We start from the raw sequence: 17,891 nt of genomic DNA, 5'->3' as shown, positions 1-17,891 counted from the left end.
CACTGTGCGGGTGATCACTGCGAGAGGATCAGGTTGATCTGGTCGTTGGTCTGGTCGAGGCTGCTGACGGGCTTTCCGTTGCCGTAGATGTCCTCCATCGCCGGCTGCATGAGCGCCGTCATGTCCGCGGAGTAGCTGGCGATCGGGTAGGAGAACGTCCGGAAGCGCTTCTTGTCGGCCACGGGTTCGGTGAACGACGAGACGTCGATGCCCTTCTTCCGGTACGCGGCGACGGCGGCCTCGGTCCCGGCCGCGGTGGCGGGGAAGACGACGCCGTACTTGCCCACGACGGTCTGGCACTCGTCCGAGGCCAGATACGCCACCCACTTCTTGGCGCCCGCCTTGTTCTTGGACGCCTTCGTGATGGAGTCCGCGAGGCCGTTCATCATGGTGGCGCGCTTGCCGGTCGGTCCGACCGGCGTCGCGGCCGTCTTGATGTCCCGGCCCTTGAAGCCCGTGTAGGTGGAGATCATCCAGGCCCCGTCGAAGGTCGTGGCCGCCTTCCCCGCCGCGACCTGCGTGTTCTGCTGGTTGGACTGGATGTTGTAGTCCGACAGCGGCGGCATGTAGCCCTTCTTCGCCAGGCCGAAGTACCAGTCGACGACCGACTGGAAGGTCTTGCTGTCGTACTGGTACTTCGTGCCCCAGCGCGCCTTGTTCAGGTAGTTCCACCCGGCGGAGCCGGTGAAGGGGCTCCACTGCGTCTGGCCGTCGCCGAAGCCGCCGCCGCCCGTGGCGAGGCCGTACACCTTGACGTTGTTCTTGTCGAAGCCCGGCTCGTCGCCCCGCTTGCCCTTCCTGTCGATCGTGAGGTGGGCGATGGCCTTCTCGAAGGTGCCGCCGTCCTTCGGGTTCCAGGACAGCTCGCCCATCTGCTCGGCGGTGAGCCCGGCCTCCGCGGTCATCTTGGAGTTGTAGAACAGCGAGACGGTGTCCCAGTCCTTGGGAGCGCCGTAGCGGTGGCCGTCCTTGCCGATCCAGTTGGCGGCGAGGCCCGGCTGGTAGTCGGAGTTCTCGATGCCGAGGTCGTCGAGCGGTTCGAGGGCCTTCAGATCGACGAACTGGCCGAAGTTCTGGATGTGGTCGGTGAACACGTCCGGCGCGGTGCCCGCGATCAACCCGGCGGTGAGCTTGGTCCAGTAGTCGCTCCAGCCGAGCTGCGTGATCTTCACCTTGAGCCCGGGGTTCTCCTTCTCGAACCCCTTGGCACAGGCCTGGTAGGCGGGGAGCTGGTTGGCGTCCCACAGCCAGTACGTGACGGTGTTCGCGGAGGATCCGGCAGCGCCGCCCCCCGCGCATCCGCTGACCAGGGACAGCGCCAGCGCTCCGGTCGCCGCGAGAAGCGGACGAAGTCGAATTCGCATCATAGTCCCCTTACTTGATCCCGGTGAAGCCGATGGAGCTGACGATGCGTCGCGCGAAGCAGGCGAACAGCACGAGCATCGGCAGCGCGGCGATCAGCGTCGCCGCCATGAGCCCGGACCAGTCGACGCCGGTCGCCGGGGTCTGCGCCCGGAAGACCGCCAGCGCCACGGTCAGCACCCGCGAGCTGTCGCTGTAGGAGACCATCAGCGGCCAGAAGTAGTCGTTCCAGGAGGTGATGTACGTCAGCACGCCCAGCGTGATGATCGGTGTGGACGCCATCGGCAGCACCACCCGGAAGAAGATCTTGATCTTCCCGGCGCCGTCGAGCAGCGCGGCCTCCTCGACCTCGCGGGGGATGTTCATGAAGAACTGCCGCAGGAAGAACACCGCGAACGGCGTCATGAACATCGTGGGCAGCGCGATACCGAGGAGCGTGTCGATCAGGTGCAGTTGCTTGATGAGCACGAAGTTCGGCAGCAGGGTGAAGATGGCCGGCACCATCATCCCGGCCAGGAACAGCCCGAACACCTTGTCCCGGCCCCGCCAGCGCAGCCGCGAGAAGGCGTACGCGGCCATCGCGGAGAAGAAGATCTGACAGCCGGTGATCAGGGTCGAGACCAGCACGGAGTTGAGCAGATAGCGCCAGAAGTCCAGCCCGCCGCCCGCGCCGCCCTGTTTGACGGCCTCCTCGGCCGACTGCATGCCCAGGGCCCGCTCGAATCCGCTCGTGGTGAGGTCCACCGGCAGCGGGTTGGTCGGGTCGGCGCTGAGGCCGGCGTTGGTGGAGAGCGCGGTGCGCAGGATCCAGTAGAACGGCAGCATGGTGATGAGGACGATCAGTCCCATCACGGTCCAGGCGGCGGCTTTCCCGAAGGAGAACCTGCGCCGGGCCGGTCGCACGGTCGTGGGCGTCGTTGTCGTCACGGTGGCCATGTCGGTGTCTCCCTTCCGTCAGCCGAGGTCGGTCCGGCCGGCCCGGGTGAGCCGGTACTGCAGGATCGTGATCGCGCTCAGCACGACCAGCAGGGCGACGGACATGGCCGAGGCGTAGCCGAACTGGAAGCGCCCGAAGGCCGAGCCGTAGATGTAGTACTGGAGCACGTTGGTCGCGTTCGCAGGACCGCCCGCGGTGGTCACGGCCACGGTGTCGAACACCTGGAACGACCCGATCACGGTCATGATCAGCACCACGGCGAGCACCGGCCGCAGCAGCGGCATGGTGATCCGCCAGAACATCCGCCACTCGCTCGCGCCGTCCACCCGGGCCGCCTCGTACATGTCGTTGGGGATGGCCTGGAGGCCGGCGAACAGCAGCAGGGCGGTGTAGCCGACGTGCCGCCACACATTGATGAGTGCGATCGTCGGGATGGCCCAGGTTTCGTCGGCGAGGAACGGGATGCGGCCGGCGCCGAGGGCGCTGACGATCTCGTTGCCGATGCCGAGTTGTGTGTCGAGGATCCACAGCCAGACGAGGCCGGCCACGACGTTCGACATCAGGTACGGCGTGAGCACGATCCCGCGCAGCATCGCCGACCGGGTCAGCCGCTGCAGCAGGACGGCCATGGCGAGCGCCGCGAGCGTCTGCACGCCGATGTTGATGACGACGTACTCGACGGTGACCCACAGCGAGTCCCAGAAGATGGGGTCGTTGACCATGCGGACGTAGTTGTCCAGGCCCACCCACTCCGCCGGGGTCAGCAGGTTGTAGCGGGTGAAGCTCAGATAGATGCCCCGGAGCGTCGGCCAGAGCAGGAAGACCAGGAAGCCGAGCATCGCCGGCGCGATGAACACCGCGGCCAGCCGTCCGTCTCCCCGGTCGTCCCCCACCTCGGTCCGATGTGTCCTGGGTTTGGTGCGTGCCTCCGCGGCGCCGCCCGCGGGCAGACGCGACGGAGGACTGCTGGAGGCGATGGTCATCGGGCGACTCCCTCGCATACGGCGGCTCGTCCTCTGGCGGGACTTACTTTTGGTGCGAAACAATTGCTGCGTCAAGGGGTGCGCAAACATCTTTTCGCACGAACCTTCATCGCCGTAGAGTGGTCATGTTGGTTTCAGTGCGAAAAAAAGAGCTGAGGGGAGTCGGACGTACATGACCGCAGGCACCGCCGGCTGGCTGCCGCTGAGCGCGGGGGAGCGCTCCGTGGCGATCGAAGTACTCGTCCACGGCCCGCTGTCCCGGACCGAGCTCGCCCGCAGGCTCGGCCTGTCGCCCGGCAGCCTCACCCGGCTGACCAAGCCGCTGATCGAGTCGAACCTGCTGATCGAGGCCGCCGAGGCCGAAGCCCCGGCGGAGGCCCGCCAGGGCCGCCCCTCGCAGCCGCTGGACGTCGTCGCCGACTCGGGGTCCTTCCTCGGCTTCAAGATCACCGAGGACACGGTCTACTGCGTCGTCACCACCCTGCGCAGCCATATCGTCGCCCGCCACGACCGTCCGCTCACCACCCACGACCCCGCCGAGGTCGCCGACCTGCTCGGCGCGATGACCGCCGAACTGGCCGCCGAGCACCCCCGGATCGCCGGGATCGGCATCGGGGTGGGCGGCTTCGTCCGGGACCGGGCCGTGGTCGGAGAGTCCCCCTTCCTGCTGTGGCGGGACGTCCCCCTCGCCGAACTCGTCGAGGAGCGCACCGGGCTGCCCGTGGTCGTCGAGAACGACGTCGCCGCCCTGGTCGAGGCCGAGACCTGGTTCGGCGCCGGACGCGGCCTGGACCGCTTCGCCGTCCTCACCATCGGCGCCGGCATCGGCTACGGGCTCGTCCTGGGCGGCAAGCGGGTGTCCTGCGCCGAGGAGGACCGCGGCTTCGGCCGTCACTGGATCGTCGACCCGAGCGGCCCGCTCACCCCGGACGGCCGGCGCGGCAGCGCCGTCTCGCTGCTGACCATCCCCAACATCCGCTACCAGGTCCAGGCCGCCACCGGCCGCGACCGGACCTACGAGGAGATCCTCGCGCTCGCCGCCGCCGGGGACCCGATGCCCGCCCGGGTCATCGGCGAGGCCGCACGCGCGCTGGGCACGCTCGTCGCCCAGATCTCCAACTTCGTGATGCCGCAGAGGATCCTGCTCGCGGGGGAGGGGGTCGGGCTGATGGATGTGGCGGGCGAGACGGTCGAGGAGACCATCCGCGACAACCGGCATCCCCTGGCCGCACCGGTCGACCTCGAGACGAAGGTGTCCGATTTTCACGACTGGGCGCGCGGCGCGGCCGTGTTGGCTATCAAGGTGCTGGTCCTGGGATCAGCCGAAGCGTGAACAGGCTCACGTTTACCGGGAGATGGACGTGATCAGCAACACTGTCCGGAATGCCCGATTGGCTCGTGATTACTCACATCGCCTTCACGTCCGGGACCGTATGCTTCACACCATGTCCACCACTGTTGAATCCTCACCCGAGCGATCGGCTGACGAGGTCAACGAGGAGATCCGGGCCCTGTGGCGCCGGTCGGGCGGGACACTGAGCGGCGAGCAGCGTGAGGAATATCGGCGGCTCGTCCTGGAGTGGGCCGCCGCGGCCCCGCAGCCCGCGCCGGCGGCCTGAGCGTCATCCAGGTCCGCTGACGCGTCGGACCCTCGTCCCCGGGGCACCCTGAATCCACGGGTGCCCCCCTCGCACTTTCCTCTGCTGTCTGCTCCCGCGGAGCGGGGTCACCCCCAAGTGGCGGAGTAGTACTGCCGATACGCCTTGCGGTCCTGCTCCGAGCGGATCCAGCGCGTCGCCACCAGGGCGAGGAGGCTGCCCGCGATGACCAGCATGCCGGGGCCGACGTTGCGCGGGTCGGTGAGGCGGGTCAGCAGGCCCGCCACGTCCTCACCCGTCACCGGTGCCGACGAACCGGGCGAAGCGGCGCCCGAGGCCGACGGAGCGGGTGCCGTGCCACCGGCCTGCTTGGCCACGATCAGCTTGACCCCCAGCTCGGTCAGCGCCTTCGTCACCGGCTGGAAGAACGTCGTACCGCCCGCGGCGCAGTCACCGCTGCCGCCCGAGGTCAGACCGAGCGCGATGCCGTCGGCGAACATCGGGCCACCGCTGTCGCCCGGTTCGGCGCACACGTTCGTCTCGATCAGCCCGGTGACCGTGCCCTCGGGGTAGTTGACCGTCGCGTTCAGCGCGGTCACCTCGCCCTCGCGCAGCCCGCTGGTGCTGCCGCTGCGGAAGATCTTCTTCCCGACCTCGGCATCGGCCACGCCCGTGATCCGCACACCCTCGCCCTCGCCGACCGCCACGACCTCCGCGCCCTTGCCCGCGTTGCCGCTGTCGTACTTCACCAGGGAGTAGTCGTCGCCGGGAAAGCTCCCCTTCAGCGAGGTGCCGACCTGATCGCGGCCCCGGTCGTCCGAGAACCAGACGGAACCGTCGGGCCCGCAGTGCCCGGCCGTGAGGATGTAGTCGGTCTTCCCGTCGGTCACGTTGAAGCCCGCCGAACAGCGCCCGGCGGTCGACAGGATGGGCTCCGCGCCGTTGATCCGCGTCGTGAAGGTGCCCTCGGTGCGCTCCATGCGCACAAAGCCGCCGATGCCGTCCGCGACCTCGGTCAGCCGGGACCAGTCGGAGGAGGAGACCGTGCTGTCGCCCCGTACCACCACCTGGTTGTTCTGGTAGTCCAGGGACCAGGAGGTCCCGGACACCCGCGGCGCCGAACGCAGCGCCGACGTCGCGGACTTGAGGTCGCTCATGCTGCGGGGCACCATCTTCGCCTGCGCACCGGCGCGCTTGACCTCCGCGGCCGCCTTCTCGTCGGTGACCGCGACGACCGGCCGCCCGGAGGAGTCGACCCAGCTCCCCGCCGTGCGGGAGGTCCCGAGCCGGGACACCAGGTCGCTGCCCATGCCCGTGCCCGGCTTCGCCGAGTAGGGGACGCCGACGGTTGGGTCGGGGGGCTCGCTCGCCACAGCGGTGGTGACCATCGTTCCTCCGAGGAGGAGTCCGCCGACGGCCGCCAGCTGTGTCACTCGCCGGACGACCCGTCGTCGTGCGTGCCTCATGCATGGCTCCCGAACCCGAACATCGCGGTGCGAACACCGCGGGGCCCTCCTGGAGTTGAGCGCCCTGTTCTCCATACGGAGCGGAGCCGTGCCGTGTTCAGCGCGCGCGTGATCTCTTCACCGCCGGCCGGTGGCCGGGGCGGCCGGGGCGGCGAGCAGGGCCAGGCTGCGGGTGTCGCCCCAGACCGAGGCCGGATCGACGTACGGCCGCAGCAGGGCGGTGAGCACGGGGTCCCCGCGCCCGTTCAGCTCGTCGGAGGCGATCTTGCGGGCGATCCCGGCCAGGAAGTCCGCCACCTGCACCCGCGCGTCCTCGCGCGCGACGACGAGCCGCAGCCCGGCCAGTCCGACCCCCGCACGCCGGGCCGCCTCCTCGATCCACGCGATGCGGTCGGGCGTCAGCATGTTCTGCCGGTCGTGCACCAGCCGGACCTCCCGCCCGCCCCCGCTCCACAGCGCGGCCGTCCGCACGATCGCCGGAAGCAGCGGGTTGAGCACCGGGATCAGCGGCGGTCCGTCCAGGAAGTCCGCCCGATAGGACACCGCGCGGGACCGGGTCGCCCCGAGCCGGGCCAGGACCCTCCCCGCGTCGGTACGCGGATACGCCCGACACAGGGCGTCGACCGTGTCGTAGAACCCCTCGACGGGGGCGCCCGGTTCGCCGTTGTTGCGCACCCGCAGCAACTGGTTGGCCGCCTCCAGGAACGCCCGCCAGCCCTCCTCCCCGAAGGTCCGGCGTCCCGCGCGGAACAGGACGACGGCCGCTGCCGGGTCGCCCAGCAGCAGGCCGACCGCCCGGTCCACCACGAAGAACGTCTTCTCCATGAGATGGACCCGCGCCTGACCGTGCATCGGCCCCTCCGGCACCAGCAGCCACTCCAGCACCGCGCGGTGCTTCTCCCGCAGCAGGTGGTTCGCCTTGTACTCCTCGGCGGGCGACCGGATCCGGTCCCGGATCTCCCCTACGGCCGCCGCGGCCGATGCCTCGGACAGCGAGACGCTGGCGTGCGCGAACACGTCCGTGTTCCCGCCCGTCAGGTTCTCGCCGTCCGATCCCGATTCGTCGCAGGCGATCTCCAGGAACGGGCCCGCCGCCCCGCCCCGCACCCCGTCCACAAGATTCCCGGTCACCGCACAGCCCCCTATCGTGTGCCCATGACCAGGATCCCGCACGAGACGTCCGGTGAACCGAATCCTCTGCGAGCTCTCACTCTCGACCGTCTCCGCCGCCGCACGAGCATGAAGTGGCGGACCTACCCCGAGGACGTGCTGCCCCTGTGGGTGGCCGAGATGGACGTGCCGCTGGCCGAGCCCGTCCTGCGGGCCGTCACCGACGCGCTGGACCTCGGGGACACCGGCTACCCCGCCGGCACGGCCTACGCGCAGGCGCTGGCCGCCTTCGCCGAGAAGCGGTGGAACTGGCACGGGCTCGCCGTGGAGCGCACCGCGATCGTGCCCGACGTCATGCTGGGCGTCGTCGAGATGCTGAAGCTGGTCACCGGGAACGGCGATGCGGTGGTCGTGAACCCGCCGGTGTATCCGCCGTTCCGCCAGTTCGTCGCGCACCTGGACCGGCGTGTGGCGGAGGCCCCGCTCGGGGCGGACGGGCGGCTCGACCTCGGTGTCCTGGAGGAGACCTTCCGGCAGGCGGTCGCCGACGGGGGCCGGGCCGCCTACCTGCTGTGCAGCCCCCACAACCCGACCGGCGCCGTCCACACAGTGGAGGAACTGTCCGCCGTCGCCGCGCTCGCCGAGCGGTACGGCGTGCGGGTCGTCGCCGACGAGATCCACGCGCCGCTCGTCGTCGGCGGCACGGACTTCGTGCCGTATCTGAGCGTGCCGGGCGCCGAGCGCGGCCTGTCGCTGATGTCGTCCTCGAAGGCCTGGAACCTCGCCGGGCTCAAGGCCGCCCTGGCCATCGCCGGGCCCGGGGCCGCCGCCGACCTGGCGCGCATGCCCGGGGAGGTCGGGCACGGCCCGAGCCACATCGGCATCATCGCCCACACGGCCGCCCTGCGCGACGGAGGCCCCTGGCTGGACGCCCTGCTGACCGGCCTCGACGCCAACCGGCGGTTGCTCGCGGACCTGCTGGCCGAGCACCTGCCCGCGATCCGCTACCGCCCGGGCGACGCCACCTACCTCGCCTGGCTCGACTGCCGCGCGCTCGGCCTCGGCGACGACCCGGCGGACGTCTTCCTGCACCGCGGCCGCGTGGCCCTCAACTCCGGCCTGCCCTTCGGCACCGGCGGGGCCGGGCATGTCCGCCTCAACCTGGCGGCCTCGCCGGAGGTGATCACGGAGGCGGTACGCAGAATGGCCGCCGCGCCGCGCTGAACCCCGGGGCGCGCCGCGCGGGTCGCGCTCGTACACTGCCCGCCATGGACGACAGTGCGCTGGACGAACTGGGCGCGGGCAAGTACCTGCTGATCACCAGCTACCGCAGAAACGGTACGCCGGTCGCCACCCCCGTCTGGGTGGTACGTGACGGAAACGCGCTCGGCGCTTGGACGGTCGCCGACTCCTGGAAGGTGAAGCGGATCCGCAACCGCGCCGACGTCCTGGTCGGCCCCTGTGACCTGCGCGGCAACCCCACCGGCGAGCAGGTGCCCGCGACGGCGGAGATCGGCGACCCCGACACCACCGCCCGCTACCGGAAGCTGATCGCCCGCAAGTACGGACTCACGGGCCGGCTCACCCTGCTCGGCAGCCGGCTGCGCCGGGGCCTGGACGGAACCGTGGGTCTGCGGATCGTGCTCGCTCCCTGAGGGCGCCCCGGCGTCTCCCCGAGTTCCCGGGCCGGCTCGCACCGTGAAGGGCGGTCAGCTCCAGGCCCGGTAGGGCTCGTCCAGGAGCTGGAAGACCGGCTCACTGCGTACCGGGTCCTTGGCCGTGGACAGCCGCACTCGATCCCCGCTGTGGATGCCGATCGGCGGGCCCATCACCCGGCCGCGCACGACGAACCCCTCGGCCATCTCGACCATGGACACATTGCGCGCCGCGGGCGTGTTGCGGTGCACCACCGTGGAGTGGCGCACCGTGCCCGTGCCCTCGCTGCGCTCCGTCCGCAGGTCGCTGCCCCGGCAGACCGGACACAGCAGGCGGTGGAACATGGCGGTGCCGCACCAGGTGCAGCGCTGGAAGAGAATGGCGTCCGTGTCCTGGCCCCTCGGGTCGAGGAGGCCCGTAGAGGATCCGGCTGCCTGCTGAGTCACGCTTCCTGAGTGGTGGTACACGCTGGTCAACTCCCTGCACTCGGGCGGAATCCCGGGTGCGCGGTCACCCGCGCACATGCGTGCCCGGTTCGCCGTGCCACCGTGCACGCAGCACAGCGTATGGCACTCAGTGCCACTCGTAAAGGCACTCCGTACCCTCAAATGTGCGGACCCTCAGGACCGCCCCAGGGTCGACTCGATCTCCTGCACCACCCGCCACAGCGGTGCCCCGCGCCGCGACACGACCACCACGACGTCCTCCGGCTGCGGGTCCGCCACGGGTGCCGGCGCGTCGCCGAACGCCGACTGCACATACGCCAGCGCGTGGTCCACCGTGGCGCTCGCCTCGTCCTGTCCGTCCGAACGCAGCCAGGAGCGCAGGGCGTTGTTGTGTGCCGCGACCACCGCCGCCGCGATCACATCGGCCTGCAGGGTCCCGTCCCGGCGGGCCGAGAAACGCCGGCGCAGATACTCGGCGAGGGCGCGTTCGTAGCGCCACACCACCGACAGCTCGTAGGCGCGCAGCCCGGGGACCTGCTTGGTCAGGCGGTAGCGCTGCACGGAGAACGTCGGGTTCTCGGCGTACATCCGCAGCACCAGCCGGGCCGCGTCGCAGACCCGCCGCACGGGCTCGTCGCCGTCCGAGCCCTCCGCCAGGAAGGCCGTCATGTCGGCCAGGCACCGCTCGTGGTCCGGGAAGACCACGTCCTCCTTGGAGGGGAAGTAGCGGAAGAACGAGCGCCGTCCGACGCCGGCGAGCGCCACGATGTCGTCGACGGTGGTCTGCTCGTAACCCCGCTCCAGGAACAGCTGGAAGGCCGCCGCCACCAGGGCGTCCCGCATGGGCGGCTTTCCGTTCCCGAGGTCGGATTTCTCGGAGCTCATGGGCTGGAACGTAGCACCCCAAAGGCCACTCATGGCACTGAGTGCACTCACAGGGAGGAACTGAGTGCTCTCTGAACTCCTGGCGCGGCAGCCGCGTATCTAGCGGCGGAACGGTCCTCGAAGACGGGCGCCCCTTGAGCCCGGACGGAAGGAGAGCAACGTGTCGACACCGTCCGAGCCCGGGCAGCCGCACGACGGCCCGGCCCTCGAACCCATCCGCGTCCTGCGGCCCCGGCGCACCGACGGGCTGGCCGAACTGATGCGGGAGTACCGGGAGCAGACCGCCTCCGCGTCCGGCGGCCCCGAGCCCGGCGGCTACGAATCCGTCACCCTGCCGGGACCGCCGCCCGGCTCCGAGGCCCTGACGCAGGAGATCCCGCCGGTGGCTCGCGCCCGCCGCGACGGCCCCGCCGTACGCGCCGGGTCCGGACTGGGTCGCGCCGCCGTCGCGGTGGCGGTCGTCGCGGCCGCGGTGATCGGTTTCGGCGGTGCGCTGCTGCTCCGCGGGGGCGAGAAGACCGAGGACAGCGCGGCCCCGGCCCCCCGCCCGACCGCGTCCGCCGCCACCCCCACACCGACACCCACCCCACCCGCCGCGGCTCCGGCAGACCCCGACGGCCCCGGCACCCTCCGCGAGGGAGCCACCGGCCCGGAGGTGACCGAACTCCAGGAACGCCTCCTGCGCATCCCGGACGTCTACCGCGACGGCTCCACCAGCGGCAGCTACGACCCCACCCTGACCGCGGCGGTCGCCCGCTTCCAGCTCTGGTACGGCATCCGCGGCGACGAAACGGGCGTCTACGGCAACGACACCCGCACGGCCCTGGAGTCCCGCACAGCACCGAGCACGAGCTGACGGGCATTTTGCCGGGCGGGGTGAGGGGGAGTCCGGATGCCACAGCCGCCCAGTGCTCCGCCTGGCGTTCGGTCCGCGTGCCGGACGGCTCCGGGCGTCCGGTGGCCGGTGAGCCCGGTCGGGCCGCTCACCCCAGGCGGGTGACCCGCCGACCGGACGGGGCGCGGGCAGGCCGGCACCCCTCGTGGGACAAGCCGCTCGTCGGGTGGGGCTCACCTCTCGGTGGCGCCGCCCGGGGCGTTCCCTGGTCGGCATCGGCGTCGGCATCGGTCCCGGTGGCCCGCCCGCCGGACGGAGTCTGTCCACCTGGTCGGCGCTGTCGGCCGGCCTGCCGGCTGCCCCACGTCCAGCAAGCCGCCGGCCTCGCGGCGCCATCGGTCGGCAGGCGACCGCACCCGGCAGTGCTGTGGCCCCGCCGCCTCACCGGAACGGCCGCCGCTCGACCGCGAAGGCCGTCAGGGGCCCAGGCCCGCGCGGCGGCACCGGTTCCCGGGATGGCACCCCCACCCCCGGCATGGTGAGGTGATGGCGAGGAGCGTCAGCCGCCGTGGTGGAGGAGTAGTGGTGTGGGCATGGACGCGTTCGTCGGTCGGCTCGATCCCGACATGTGCGTGGTCACGGCCGCCTCGGGGGGTGAACGGGCGGGCTGTCTGGTCGGGTTCGCCTCGCAGTGTTCGATCCGGCCCGTGCGGTTCGTGGTGTGGCTGTCCGAGGTCAACCACACCTTCCGCGTGGCCCGGAACGCCGACGTGCTCGCCGTGCATCTGCTCGACCGCGAACAGCGCGGCCTCGCCGAGCTGTTCGGCGGGCGGACCGGTGACCGGACGGACAAGTTCCAGGGATTGCGGTCGCGGGAGGCGTACGGCGGGGCCGTCGTCCTGGAGGACGTGCCCGCCTGGTTCGTCGGCCGGATCGTGACGCGGGCCGGCGGCGGAGACCACATCGGCTTCGTCCTCGACCCGGTCGAATGGGGCGGGAGAGAGGCGTACGACGGGCCCCTGCTGCGCCTGTCCGACGCCCACGGCATCGCGCCCGGCCACCCGGTCGACTGAACGTCCCCCATGGCCAGGCCCGTGCTGCCCTACCGCTCCCTCGGAACCCGGACGTCCACGACGCACACATCGTCCCGCCGCTCGTCCGGCAGCATCCGCGCGAGCAACGGCCCGAGCGACCCGGGCCCGTCGGTGTGCGGGGCCGCCACCGCCTCGGCGAGCCGCTCCAGCCCTCGGTCGATGCTTTCAGGCGGGTGCTCGACCAGGCCGTCGGTGAAGAGGATGAGCCGGTCGCCCGGTTCGAGGCGGCACTCCGCCTCCTCGTAGACCGGCGTGGCGGTCGCCCCGAGCACCATGCCGCGGGGCCGGCCCAGATATCGCACCTCGCCGTCCCGCAGCAGCAGCGGCGGGGGATGCCCGGCCTGGGCCCAGACCAGGCGCCGCTGCCGGGGGTTGTAGCGGGCCAGCACCATCGTGGCCGTCGCATGGGAGTCGCGGGAGTGCAGCAGCAGCGTGTTCAGCCGGGCGAGCGCGCCGGTCAGCGACGAGCCGGTGATGACCATGCCCTTCGCGGTGAAGCGGAGCTGCGCCATCGTGGCGACGGCGCCGACGCCGTGCCCGGCGACATCGCCGACCACCAGCAGCGCGCCGTCGTCGGGCAGTTCCACGGCGCTGAACCAGTCGCCGCCGACGTGCACCCCCGTCTGGGCGGGCAGATAGGCGACCTCGACGCGCAGCCCCGCCAGTTGCACCGGCCGGTTGGCCATCGGCAGCAGCGCGTGCTGAAGCCGCGACGCCAGGGTCCGCTCGGCCCGCAGCACATCGTTCTGCGTGAGGATCGCCTGCTCGCTCTCGACCAGGGCCAGCTCCGCCCGCCGCCGGGCGGTCAAGTCCTGTACGACACCGTGCACTTCGACGGGCGTGCCGTGCATGTCGGCCACGGTCTCGGCGACCAGGCGCAGATGCCGGATGACACCGGACGCCCTGATGCGGAACGGCAGGTCGAAGGCCCGGCCCTCGTCGACGAGCGCGCGGACGGCCCGGGTCAGCGCCGGCGCGTCCTCGGGCAGCGCGAGCTCCGGAAGACCGGCCAGACTCACCGGACCGTCCGCGGGGTCCCGGCCGAAGATGGCGAACACCTGGGTCGACCAGGAGGCCTCCAGCGTGGCCACGTTCCAGTTCGCCCAGCCGAGGTTGCCCAGCCGCTGGAGATCCGCCAGCCGCTGCTCCTGCCGGTCGGAGGAGCCGTGCCGGACCCAGCTGACCACCAGCGCGTCGCCGAGCCGTGTCACCCGCGCCGTGTACGTGGACAGCGCGGCGATGCCCGCCAGGACCTCCTCGTGCGCGAACGGCTCGCTCTCGTACGGCTCCCCGCTGGTGAGCGTGTGCACGCAGCCCCACCACAGCGGCTCGCCCGCCAGGGCGGGCCGGAAGTCCAGCAGCCGCCGCCCGGCCAGCTCCTCACCGGGACGGCCCAGCAGGTCGCCCGCCTGGGCGGTCGCGGCCTCCACCCGGAAGTCCTCGGTCTCACCCGTCGCGGCGCTGAGCGGGGTGAGCAGCATCGCCGCGAGCGGCAGTGCGTCGAACAGCGTCTGCACCGCGTCCGTGGCCGCGTCGTCGGACCGCTCCGGCGGTGCGTCGAAGGCGCGCAGCCGGCCCGCGCACAGCCCGGTGACGCCCCGCAGGTGAGCGCGGTCGCGGGGTGTGAACGCCCCGGCCCTGCCGCGCAGCACACCGACGCAGACCTCCGCCGAGCCGGCCGCGTGCACCGGCAGCCAGGCACGCGAGCGCCACCGCTCGGGAGGCTCCCCGATCAGCAGGTACCGCCGGGCGTCCGAGGCGAGGTCCTCCAGCCAGCGCGGTTCGCCCGCGCGCAGCGCGTCGAGCGCCGCGATCCCGCTCAGCGGCGGCACCTGGCTCCACTGGGCGGCGAGCTGGTCCTCGATGCCGGCGTGCCCGATCAGTTCGAGGCCGCCGTCGGGCCTGCGGGCGTAGAGCATGACCGCGTCCGCCGCCATGTCCGGCCCGAGATGTTCCAGCAGACACCGGGCGAGGTCGTGCGGTGTCGTCACCCGGACGAGGGCCTGGCCGAGGCGGGCCAGGGCGGCTGCGACGTCGTCCGGCGTGGTCGTCTCCTCGGGCACCGCGGACCCGGGGCCCGTGGTGCCGGCGGGGCCAGGCGCCTCGCCCGGGTCGGGCGCGACCGGCGCCAGACTCCCGAGCGTGATCCAGCACTCCTCCAGCAGGGTGTGACGGGCCGCCTTGGCCCGCTGGAGCAACTGTTCGCCGGCCACGTCCGCGGCACACCCGGTCAGCGCCATCTCGGCGCCCGTGGCCCGCTCCACGACAGCGGACATCGCCGCCTGGTCGCGCAGCCGGTCCAGCTCGGCGCGCTGCCGGGCGACGATCTTGGCCAGTTCGACCAGGTCCGGTGCGGCACCGGGCTGCGCCGGCGTCACAGGCTCGCTCGTCACGGGTCGAGCATGGCACACCCTGGCCCGTTCGAAGACCGCCTTGTGCGCACGGACCGCCCCCGGAATCCGTGGGTGTCCCGTCCGTCAGGTCCGGATCCCCGCGCTGGTCAGTGGCCGTCGCGCGGATACAGCCACAGCCGCAGCAGCCGGCTGAGCCTCGGCATCACCAGATAGGTCAGCACCGGCAGCAGTATCAGGGGAAACACGGCGGCCCGCAGCGGCAGCGGCCAGCCGGTGGTCTGCGGCGTCACCAGCCAGGTGATGAGCAGCGTGAACGGATAGGCGCCGAGGAACGTCGTGAGGACCATCTTCCACCGGGGCGGGGCCTGCACGGTGGTGCCCGGCAGGCTGAACCATGTCTCCATCCCGGTGGTCGACTGGCGCTCGCTGCTGACCTCGGTGGCGATGTCCTCGATCTTCCGGTGCCAGTGCGCCCGCTCCTCGGACTCCAGCCAGGCGGCGAGCCGGTGCTGGTCGGACCAGCGCAGCACCGCGTGGAAGCGGTGGCCGTCCTCCGGTGTCAGCCAGGAGACGCCCTCGTTGCCGGGGAACTCACTGGCGCAGCGGGCGATGCCGCGCGTCCACTCCTCGAACTCCTGCTCATGGCCGGGGCGTACCTGCCAGGTCAGGACGGTGGTCACCGGCTCTTGGCGCCGGACTTCGGTGGTGCTCATTGCCTCACGTGTGCCACGCACGGCGCGGGTCATGCACCCCGGGCCCTCAGGGGCCCCGGGTCACGGATGGCGGTTCGCCTCCACCAGCGCCTGGGAGACCGCCCGGACGCTGCGCGCGATGTGCTGCAACTGCATGACCTCGGCCGCGTACAGCTTGATCGTGTGCTCGATGACGCCCTCGTGCAGGCCGAGGCCGGGCAGATCGGCGCGGGCCGTCTGCAGGGCGGTGCGGGCCACCCGGATCTCCTGCTGGACCTGGATCTGGGCGTGCCGGGCGAGGAGGACGGGGTGGCGGATGAACACCGGGTAGCCGCCGTAGCGCGTGGGCACCAGCTCACGCAGCCACCTGGCCGCCGAGCGTTCCCAGTCGTAGCTCCCGGGGGTCTTGACCTGGCAGGGCCAGTCCGGGCTGATGCGCGTGGTCGTCAGGGGCATGATCATCGCTTCCGGGTGTGCGGCGTCGTGAGGGTGGACGACGGGTCGGGGCGGCCCCGGCCTAGGGGATGGCCGGGGCCGCCACGGACACCCGGGACGCCGGAGTGGGTAGGACCCGGCCTCCTCGGGTGGGAACGGATCCGGAAGGGCCCGGGTCGCGATCCGTGAGCAGTATTTATATATGCCATCCGGTTTGCAAGGAGCATGAAAACATTCATGCGCGCTTTGTTGTGGATGGTCCCTTTGTCTGGTCCTGTGACCGCTCCAGGGGCCGGCCCCGCCGGCTGTCCGTCAGTCCCTGAGGAAGAAATGGTGCTGGTCGGCGACCTGTTCGTACTCCTCCAGCCGGGCCTGCGTCCGCTCCGGGTCCGCGTCCGTCATGGCCTGCAGCAGGGCCGAGCACATCACGCCCGGGGCCGCGTAGGAGTCGAAGACCAGGCGGGATCCGGTGCCGGTGGCGAAGGCGACGTCGGCCTCGTCCGCGAGCGGCCCGAGCGCCAGGTCGGTGATCAGGGCGACCTTGAGCCCGGCACCGCGTGCCACGCGCACGGCCGTCAGGGTCTCCTGCGCGTGCCGGGGCATGGAGAACGCCAGCACCCAGGTGCCGCCTGCCTCACGCGACTGCAGCAGCGCGTCGTAGGCGACACTGCCGCCCCGGGTCACGAGCCTGACGTCCGGGTGGATCCGCCGGGCGGCGTAGGCGAAGTACTCGGCGAGCGAGACGGAGATGCGCAGGCCGAGGACCGTCAGCGGGGTCGACGACGACAGCTTGCGGCCGATGTCGATCACCAGGTTCGGATCGGCGAGGTCCCGCCGCAGGTTCTCCAGGTTCTCGATCTCGGCGTCGACCGCCGCCTGCAGTTCGTTGCCCCGGATCTCCTCGGCCGGGCCGCCCGCGAGGGTGCCGAGCGCGATCGACTGGAGCTTCTCCCGCAGCGCCGGGTACCCGCTGAAGCCGACCGCCGAGGCGAACCGCGTCACCGACGGCTGGCTCACGCCCACCCGGTCGGCCAGGTCCGTGATCGACAGGAACGCGGCCTCGGTGATGTGCTCGATCAGGTACTGGGCGATGCGCCGCTGGCCCGGGGACAGCCGGGGCCGGTCGAAGAGTGTGCGCAGCTGGGAGGACGGGGAGACCTCCGCTTCGGGTGCGGCCTTCCCCGAGGTGATCGCGGATGCCTGTGCGCGTGCCTGCTGCGGCGATGGCACCGGTGCGCCTCCTTCGTCTCCCATTGACGTTCAACATAGCCCACGCACCGTGGTGACCAGGGCTTCTCCGGACAGCACATGAATGGCCCGGCGCGTGGATACCCGGAGGCGGTGCGGGAACCCGCCGTCACACAAGATCCCGAGAGGAGCCCCCGCCATGACCGCCCCCGAGGAGAACCGGCCCAAGGCGCGGACCACGGACGAGATCCCGGAGCACCGGGACGACAACCCGTCCCGGCCGCCCGGCGCCACCGGCCGCACCCTGCGCGAGGCCCTGGAGGAGGCCGAGGTGCGCCCCGACGACTACGACGAGCGGTAGCACCCTTCCCCGGCCGCCCCGCCACTCCGACCGAACCGACGAAGCATCCGGCAGGTGACACCGTATGGGCGCGCTGAGTGCGCTGGAAGAGACACTGGAAAATCGCTGGGACGCCCTGTGGGCGAAGGTCCTCGACAAGGACCCGGTCGAGGTCGTCGACGCCCTGCGACGCGAGTGCGACGACAACGCCGTGGTGTGCGGGAAGGACCATGTGATGGTCCCCAACGCCTACGACGTGGAACTCGCCGACGAGGTGCACGACCGACTGGCCAGCCACAGCACCCATGTGTGCCAGGCCCTCACCGACGCCCTGGTCCGCCACGCGGAACGCAAGGGCTACGAGTTCGCGGGCCCGCTGGCGGTACATGTCGCCAGGTGCCCGGAGGTCCCCAACGGCCGCTACCGCGTGGCCAGTCGCGTCATGGAGCACGTGAGCGTCGACGGCTTCTTCGACGCGGCACACTGAGAAACGACGCGGCACATTGAGCA

General features: G+C 71.5%; 19 protein-coding genes. 8 read left to right on the top strand and 11 right to left on the bottom strand.

Annotation, left to right across the window (positions count from 1 at the left end; genetic code table 11):
* Nucleotides 1-14: 14 nt before the first annotated feature.
* The 3 genes from NNW99_RS01510 to NNW99_RS01500 are packed head-to-tail and all read right to left on the bottom strand — an operon-like array spanning nucleotide 15 to nucleotide 3,282.
* Entirely contained in the window at nucleotides 15-1,364 is a 1,350-nt protein-coding gene (locus NNW99_RS01510) for a sugar ABC transporter substrate-binding protein (RefSeq protein WP_215116760.1), read from the bottom strand.
* Nucleotides 1,365-1,374: 10 nt separating this feature from the next.
* Entirely contained in the window at nucleotides 1,375-2,298 is a 924-nt protein-coding gene (locus NNW99_RS01505; protein ID WP_215116759.1) for a carbohydrate ABC transporter permease, read from the bottom strand.
* An 18-nt stretch (nucleotides 2,299-2,316) separates the two neighbouring features.
* Nucleotides 2,317-3,282, bottom strand: a complete 966-nt coding sequence (locus tag NNW99_RS01500; protein WP_215116758.1) for a carbohydrate ABC transporter permease — start codon at nucleotides 3,280-3,282, stop codon at nucleotides 2,317-2,319.
* Between the two features lie 172 nt (nucleotides 3,283-3,454).
* Here NNW99_RS01500 and NNW99_RS01495 point away from each other — a divergent pair, with 172 nt between their 5' ends.
* Nucleotides 3,455-4,615, top strand: a complete 1,161-nt coding sequence (locus NNW99_RS01495; protein WP_215116757.1) for an ROK family transcriptional regulator — start codon at nucleotides 3,455-3,457, stop codon at nucleotides 4,613-4,615.
* Nucleotides 4,616-4,715: 100 nt separating this feature from the next.
* Nucleotides 4,716-4,901 carry a hypothetical protein gene (locus NNW99_RS01490; RefSeq protein WP_215116756.1) on the top strand — a complete coding sequence of 62 codons (186 nt, stop codon included), beginning with the start codon at nucleotides 4,716-4,718 and terminating at the stop codon, nucleotides 4,899-4,901.
* 107 nt (nucleotides 4,902-5,008) lie between these two features.
* Here the strand turns inward: NNW99_RS01490 and NNW99_RS01485 are convergent, their stop codons facing one another.
* Nucleotides 5,009-6,346: a S1 family peptidase gene (locus tag NNW99_RS01485; RefSeq protein ID WP_215116755.1), complete on the bottom strand. Its 1,338-nt coding sequence runs from the start codon at nucleotides 6,344-6,346 to the stop codon at nucleotides 5,009-5,011.
* A 117-nt stretch (nucleotides 6,347-6,463) separates the two neighbouring features.
* Nucleotides 6,464-7,477 (bottom strand): hypothetical protein, encoded by a 1,014-nt coding sequence (locus NNW99_RS01480; protein WP_215116754.1) that lies wholly within the window; start codon nucleotides 7,475-7,477, stop codon nucleotides 6,464-6,466.
* Between the two features lie 24 nt (nucleotides 7,478-7,501).
* Here NNW99_RS01480 and NNW99_RS01475 point away from each other — a divergent pair, with 24 nt between their 5' ends.
* A complete protein-coding gene (locus NNW99_RS01475) occupies nucleotides 7,502-8,680 on the top strand; it encodes a MalY/PatB family protein (RefSeq protein ID WP_215116753.1) in 1,179 nt (392 codons plus the stop codon).
* 44 nt (nucleotides 8,681-8,724) lie between these two features.
* On the top strand, nucleotides 8,725-9,111 hold the full coding sequence (locus NNW99_RS01470; protein ID WP_215116752.1) for a PPOX class F420-dependent oxidoreductase: 387 nt from the start codon (nucleotides 8,725-8,727) through the stop codon (nucleotides 9,109-9,111).
* 54 nt (nucleotides 9,112-9,165) lie between these two features.
* On the opposite strand, the gene NNW99_RS01465 is transcribed toward NNW99_RS01470, so the two are convergent.
* Both NNW99_RS01465 and NNW99_RS01460 read right to left on the bottom strand, forming a co-directional pair.
* A complete protein-coding gene (locus NNW99_RS01465; protein WP_215116751.1) occupies nucleotides 9,166-9,579 on the bottom strand; it encodes a Zn-ribbon domain-containing OB-fold protein in 414 nt (137 codons plus the stop codon).
* A gap of 153 nt (nucleotides 9,580-9,732) precedes the next feature.
* Nucleotides 9,733-10,401, bottom strand: coding sequence for a TetR family transcriptional regulator (locus NNW99_RS01460; RefSeq protein WP_215124106.1), 669 nt, complete (start codon nucleotides 10,399-10,401; stop codon nucleotides 9,733-9,735).
* Between the two features lie 202 nt (nucleotides 10,402-10,603).
* Between NNW99_RS01460 and NNW99_RS01455 the strand changes: the two genes are divergently transcribed.
* Together NNW99_RS01455 and NNW99_RS01450 are read left to right on the top strand one after the other, a co-directional pair.
* The gene (locus tag NNW99_RS01455; protein WP_215116750.1) at nucleotides 10,604-11,299 is read left to right on the top strand and encodes a peptidoglycan-binding protein; all 696 of its coding nucleotides are present in this window, start codon (nucleotides 10,604-10,606) and stop codon (nucleotides 11,297-11,299) included.
* A gap of 572 nt (nucleotides 11,300-11,871) precedes the next feature.
* Nucleotides 11,872-12,351: a flavin reductase family protein gene (locus NNW99_RS01450; protein ID WP_215116749.1), complete on the top strand. Its 480-nt coding sequence runs from the start codon at nucleotides 11,872-11,874 to the stop codon at nucleotides 12,349-12,351.
* 29 nt (nucleotides 12,352-12,380) lie between these two features.
* On the opposite strand, the gene NNW99_RS01445 is transcribed toward NNW99_RS01450, so the two are convergent.
* The 4 genes from NNW99_RS01445 to NNW99_RS01430 form a co-directional block, all read right to left on the bottom strand.
* Nucleotides 12,381-14,765 (bottom strand): SpoIIE family protein phosphatase, encoded by a 2,385-nt coding sequence (locus NNW99_RS01445; RefSeq protein WP_215116748.1) that lies wholly within the window; start codon nucleotides 14,763-14,765, stop codon nucleotides 12,381-12,383.
* Nucleotides 14,766-14,872: 107 nt separating this feature from the next.
* Nucleotides 14,873-15,439 carry an antibiotic biosynthesis monooxygenase gene (locus NNW99_RS01440; protein WP_215116747.1) on the bottom strand — a complete coding sequence of 189 codons (567 nt, stop codon included), beginning with the start codon at nucleotides 15,437-15,439 and terminating at the stop codon, nucleotides 14,873-14,875.
* Between the two features lie 60 nt (nucleotides 15,440-15,499).
* On the bottom strand, nucleotides 15,500-15,880 hold the full coding sequence (locus NNW99_RS01435; RefSeq protein WP_215116746.1) for a hypothetical protein: 381 nt from the start codon (nucleotides 15,878-15,880) through the stop codon (nucleotides 15,500-15,502).
* A 285-nt stretch (nucleotides 15,881-16,165) separates the two neighbouring features.
* Nucleotides 16,166-17,107 (bottom strand): MurR/RpiR family transcriptional regulator, encoded by a 942-nt coding sequence (locus NNW99_RS01430; protein WP_189727611.1) that lies wholly within the window; start codon nucleotides 17,105-17,107, stop codon nucleotides 16,166-16,168.
* A gap of 133 nt (nucleotides 17,108-17,240) precedes the next feature.
* On the opposite strand from NNW99_RS01430, the gene NNW99_RS01425 reads away from it, so the two are divergent.
* Nucleotides 17,241-17,402, top strand: a complete 162-nt coding sequence (locus tag NNW99_RS01425) for a hypothetical protein (protein WP_215116745.1) — start codon at nucleotides 17,241-17,243, stop codon at nucleotides 17,400-17,402.
* A 64-nt stretch (nucleotides 17,403-17,466) separates the two neighbouring features.
* The gene (locus NNW99_RS01420; RefSeq protein ID WP_215116744.1) at nucleotides 17,467-17,868 is read left to right on the top strand and encodes a DUF3662 domain-containing protein; all 402 of its coding nucleotides are present in this window, start codon (nucleotides 17,467-17,469) and stop codon (nucleotides 17,866-17,868) included.
* Nucleotides 17,869-17,891 lie beyond the last annotated feature (23 nt).

It is taken from the genome of Streptomyces sp. CRCS-T-1 (genome assembly GCF_024442335.1).
GTDB classification, from domain to species: Bacteria; Actinomycetota; Actinomycetes; order Streptomycetales; family Streptomycetaceae; genus Streptomyces; species Streptomyces koelreuteriae.
This window is presented reverse-complemented; position numbering and strand designations above follow the sequence as displayed.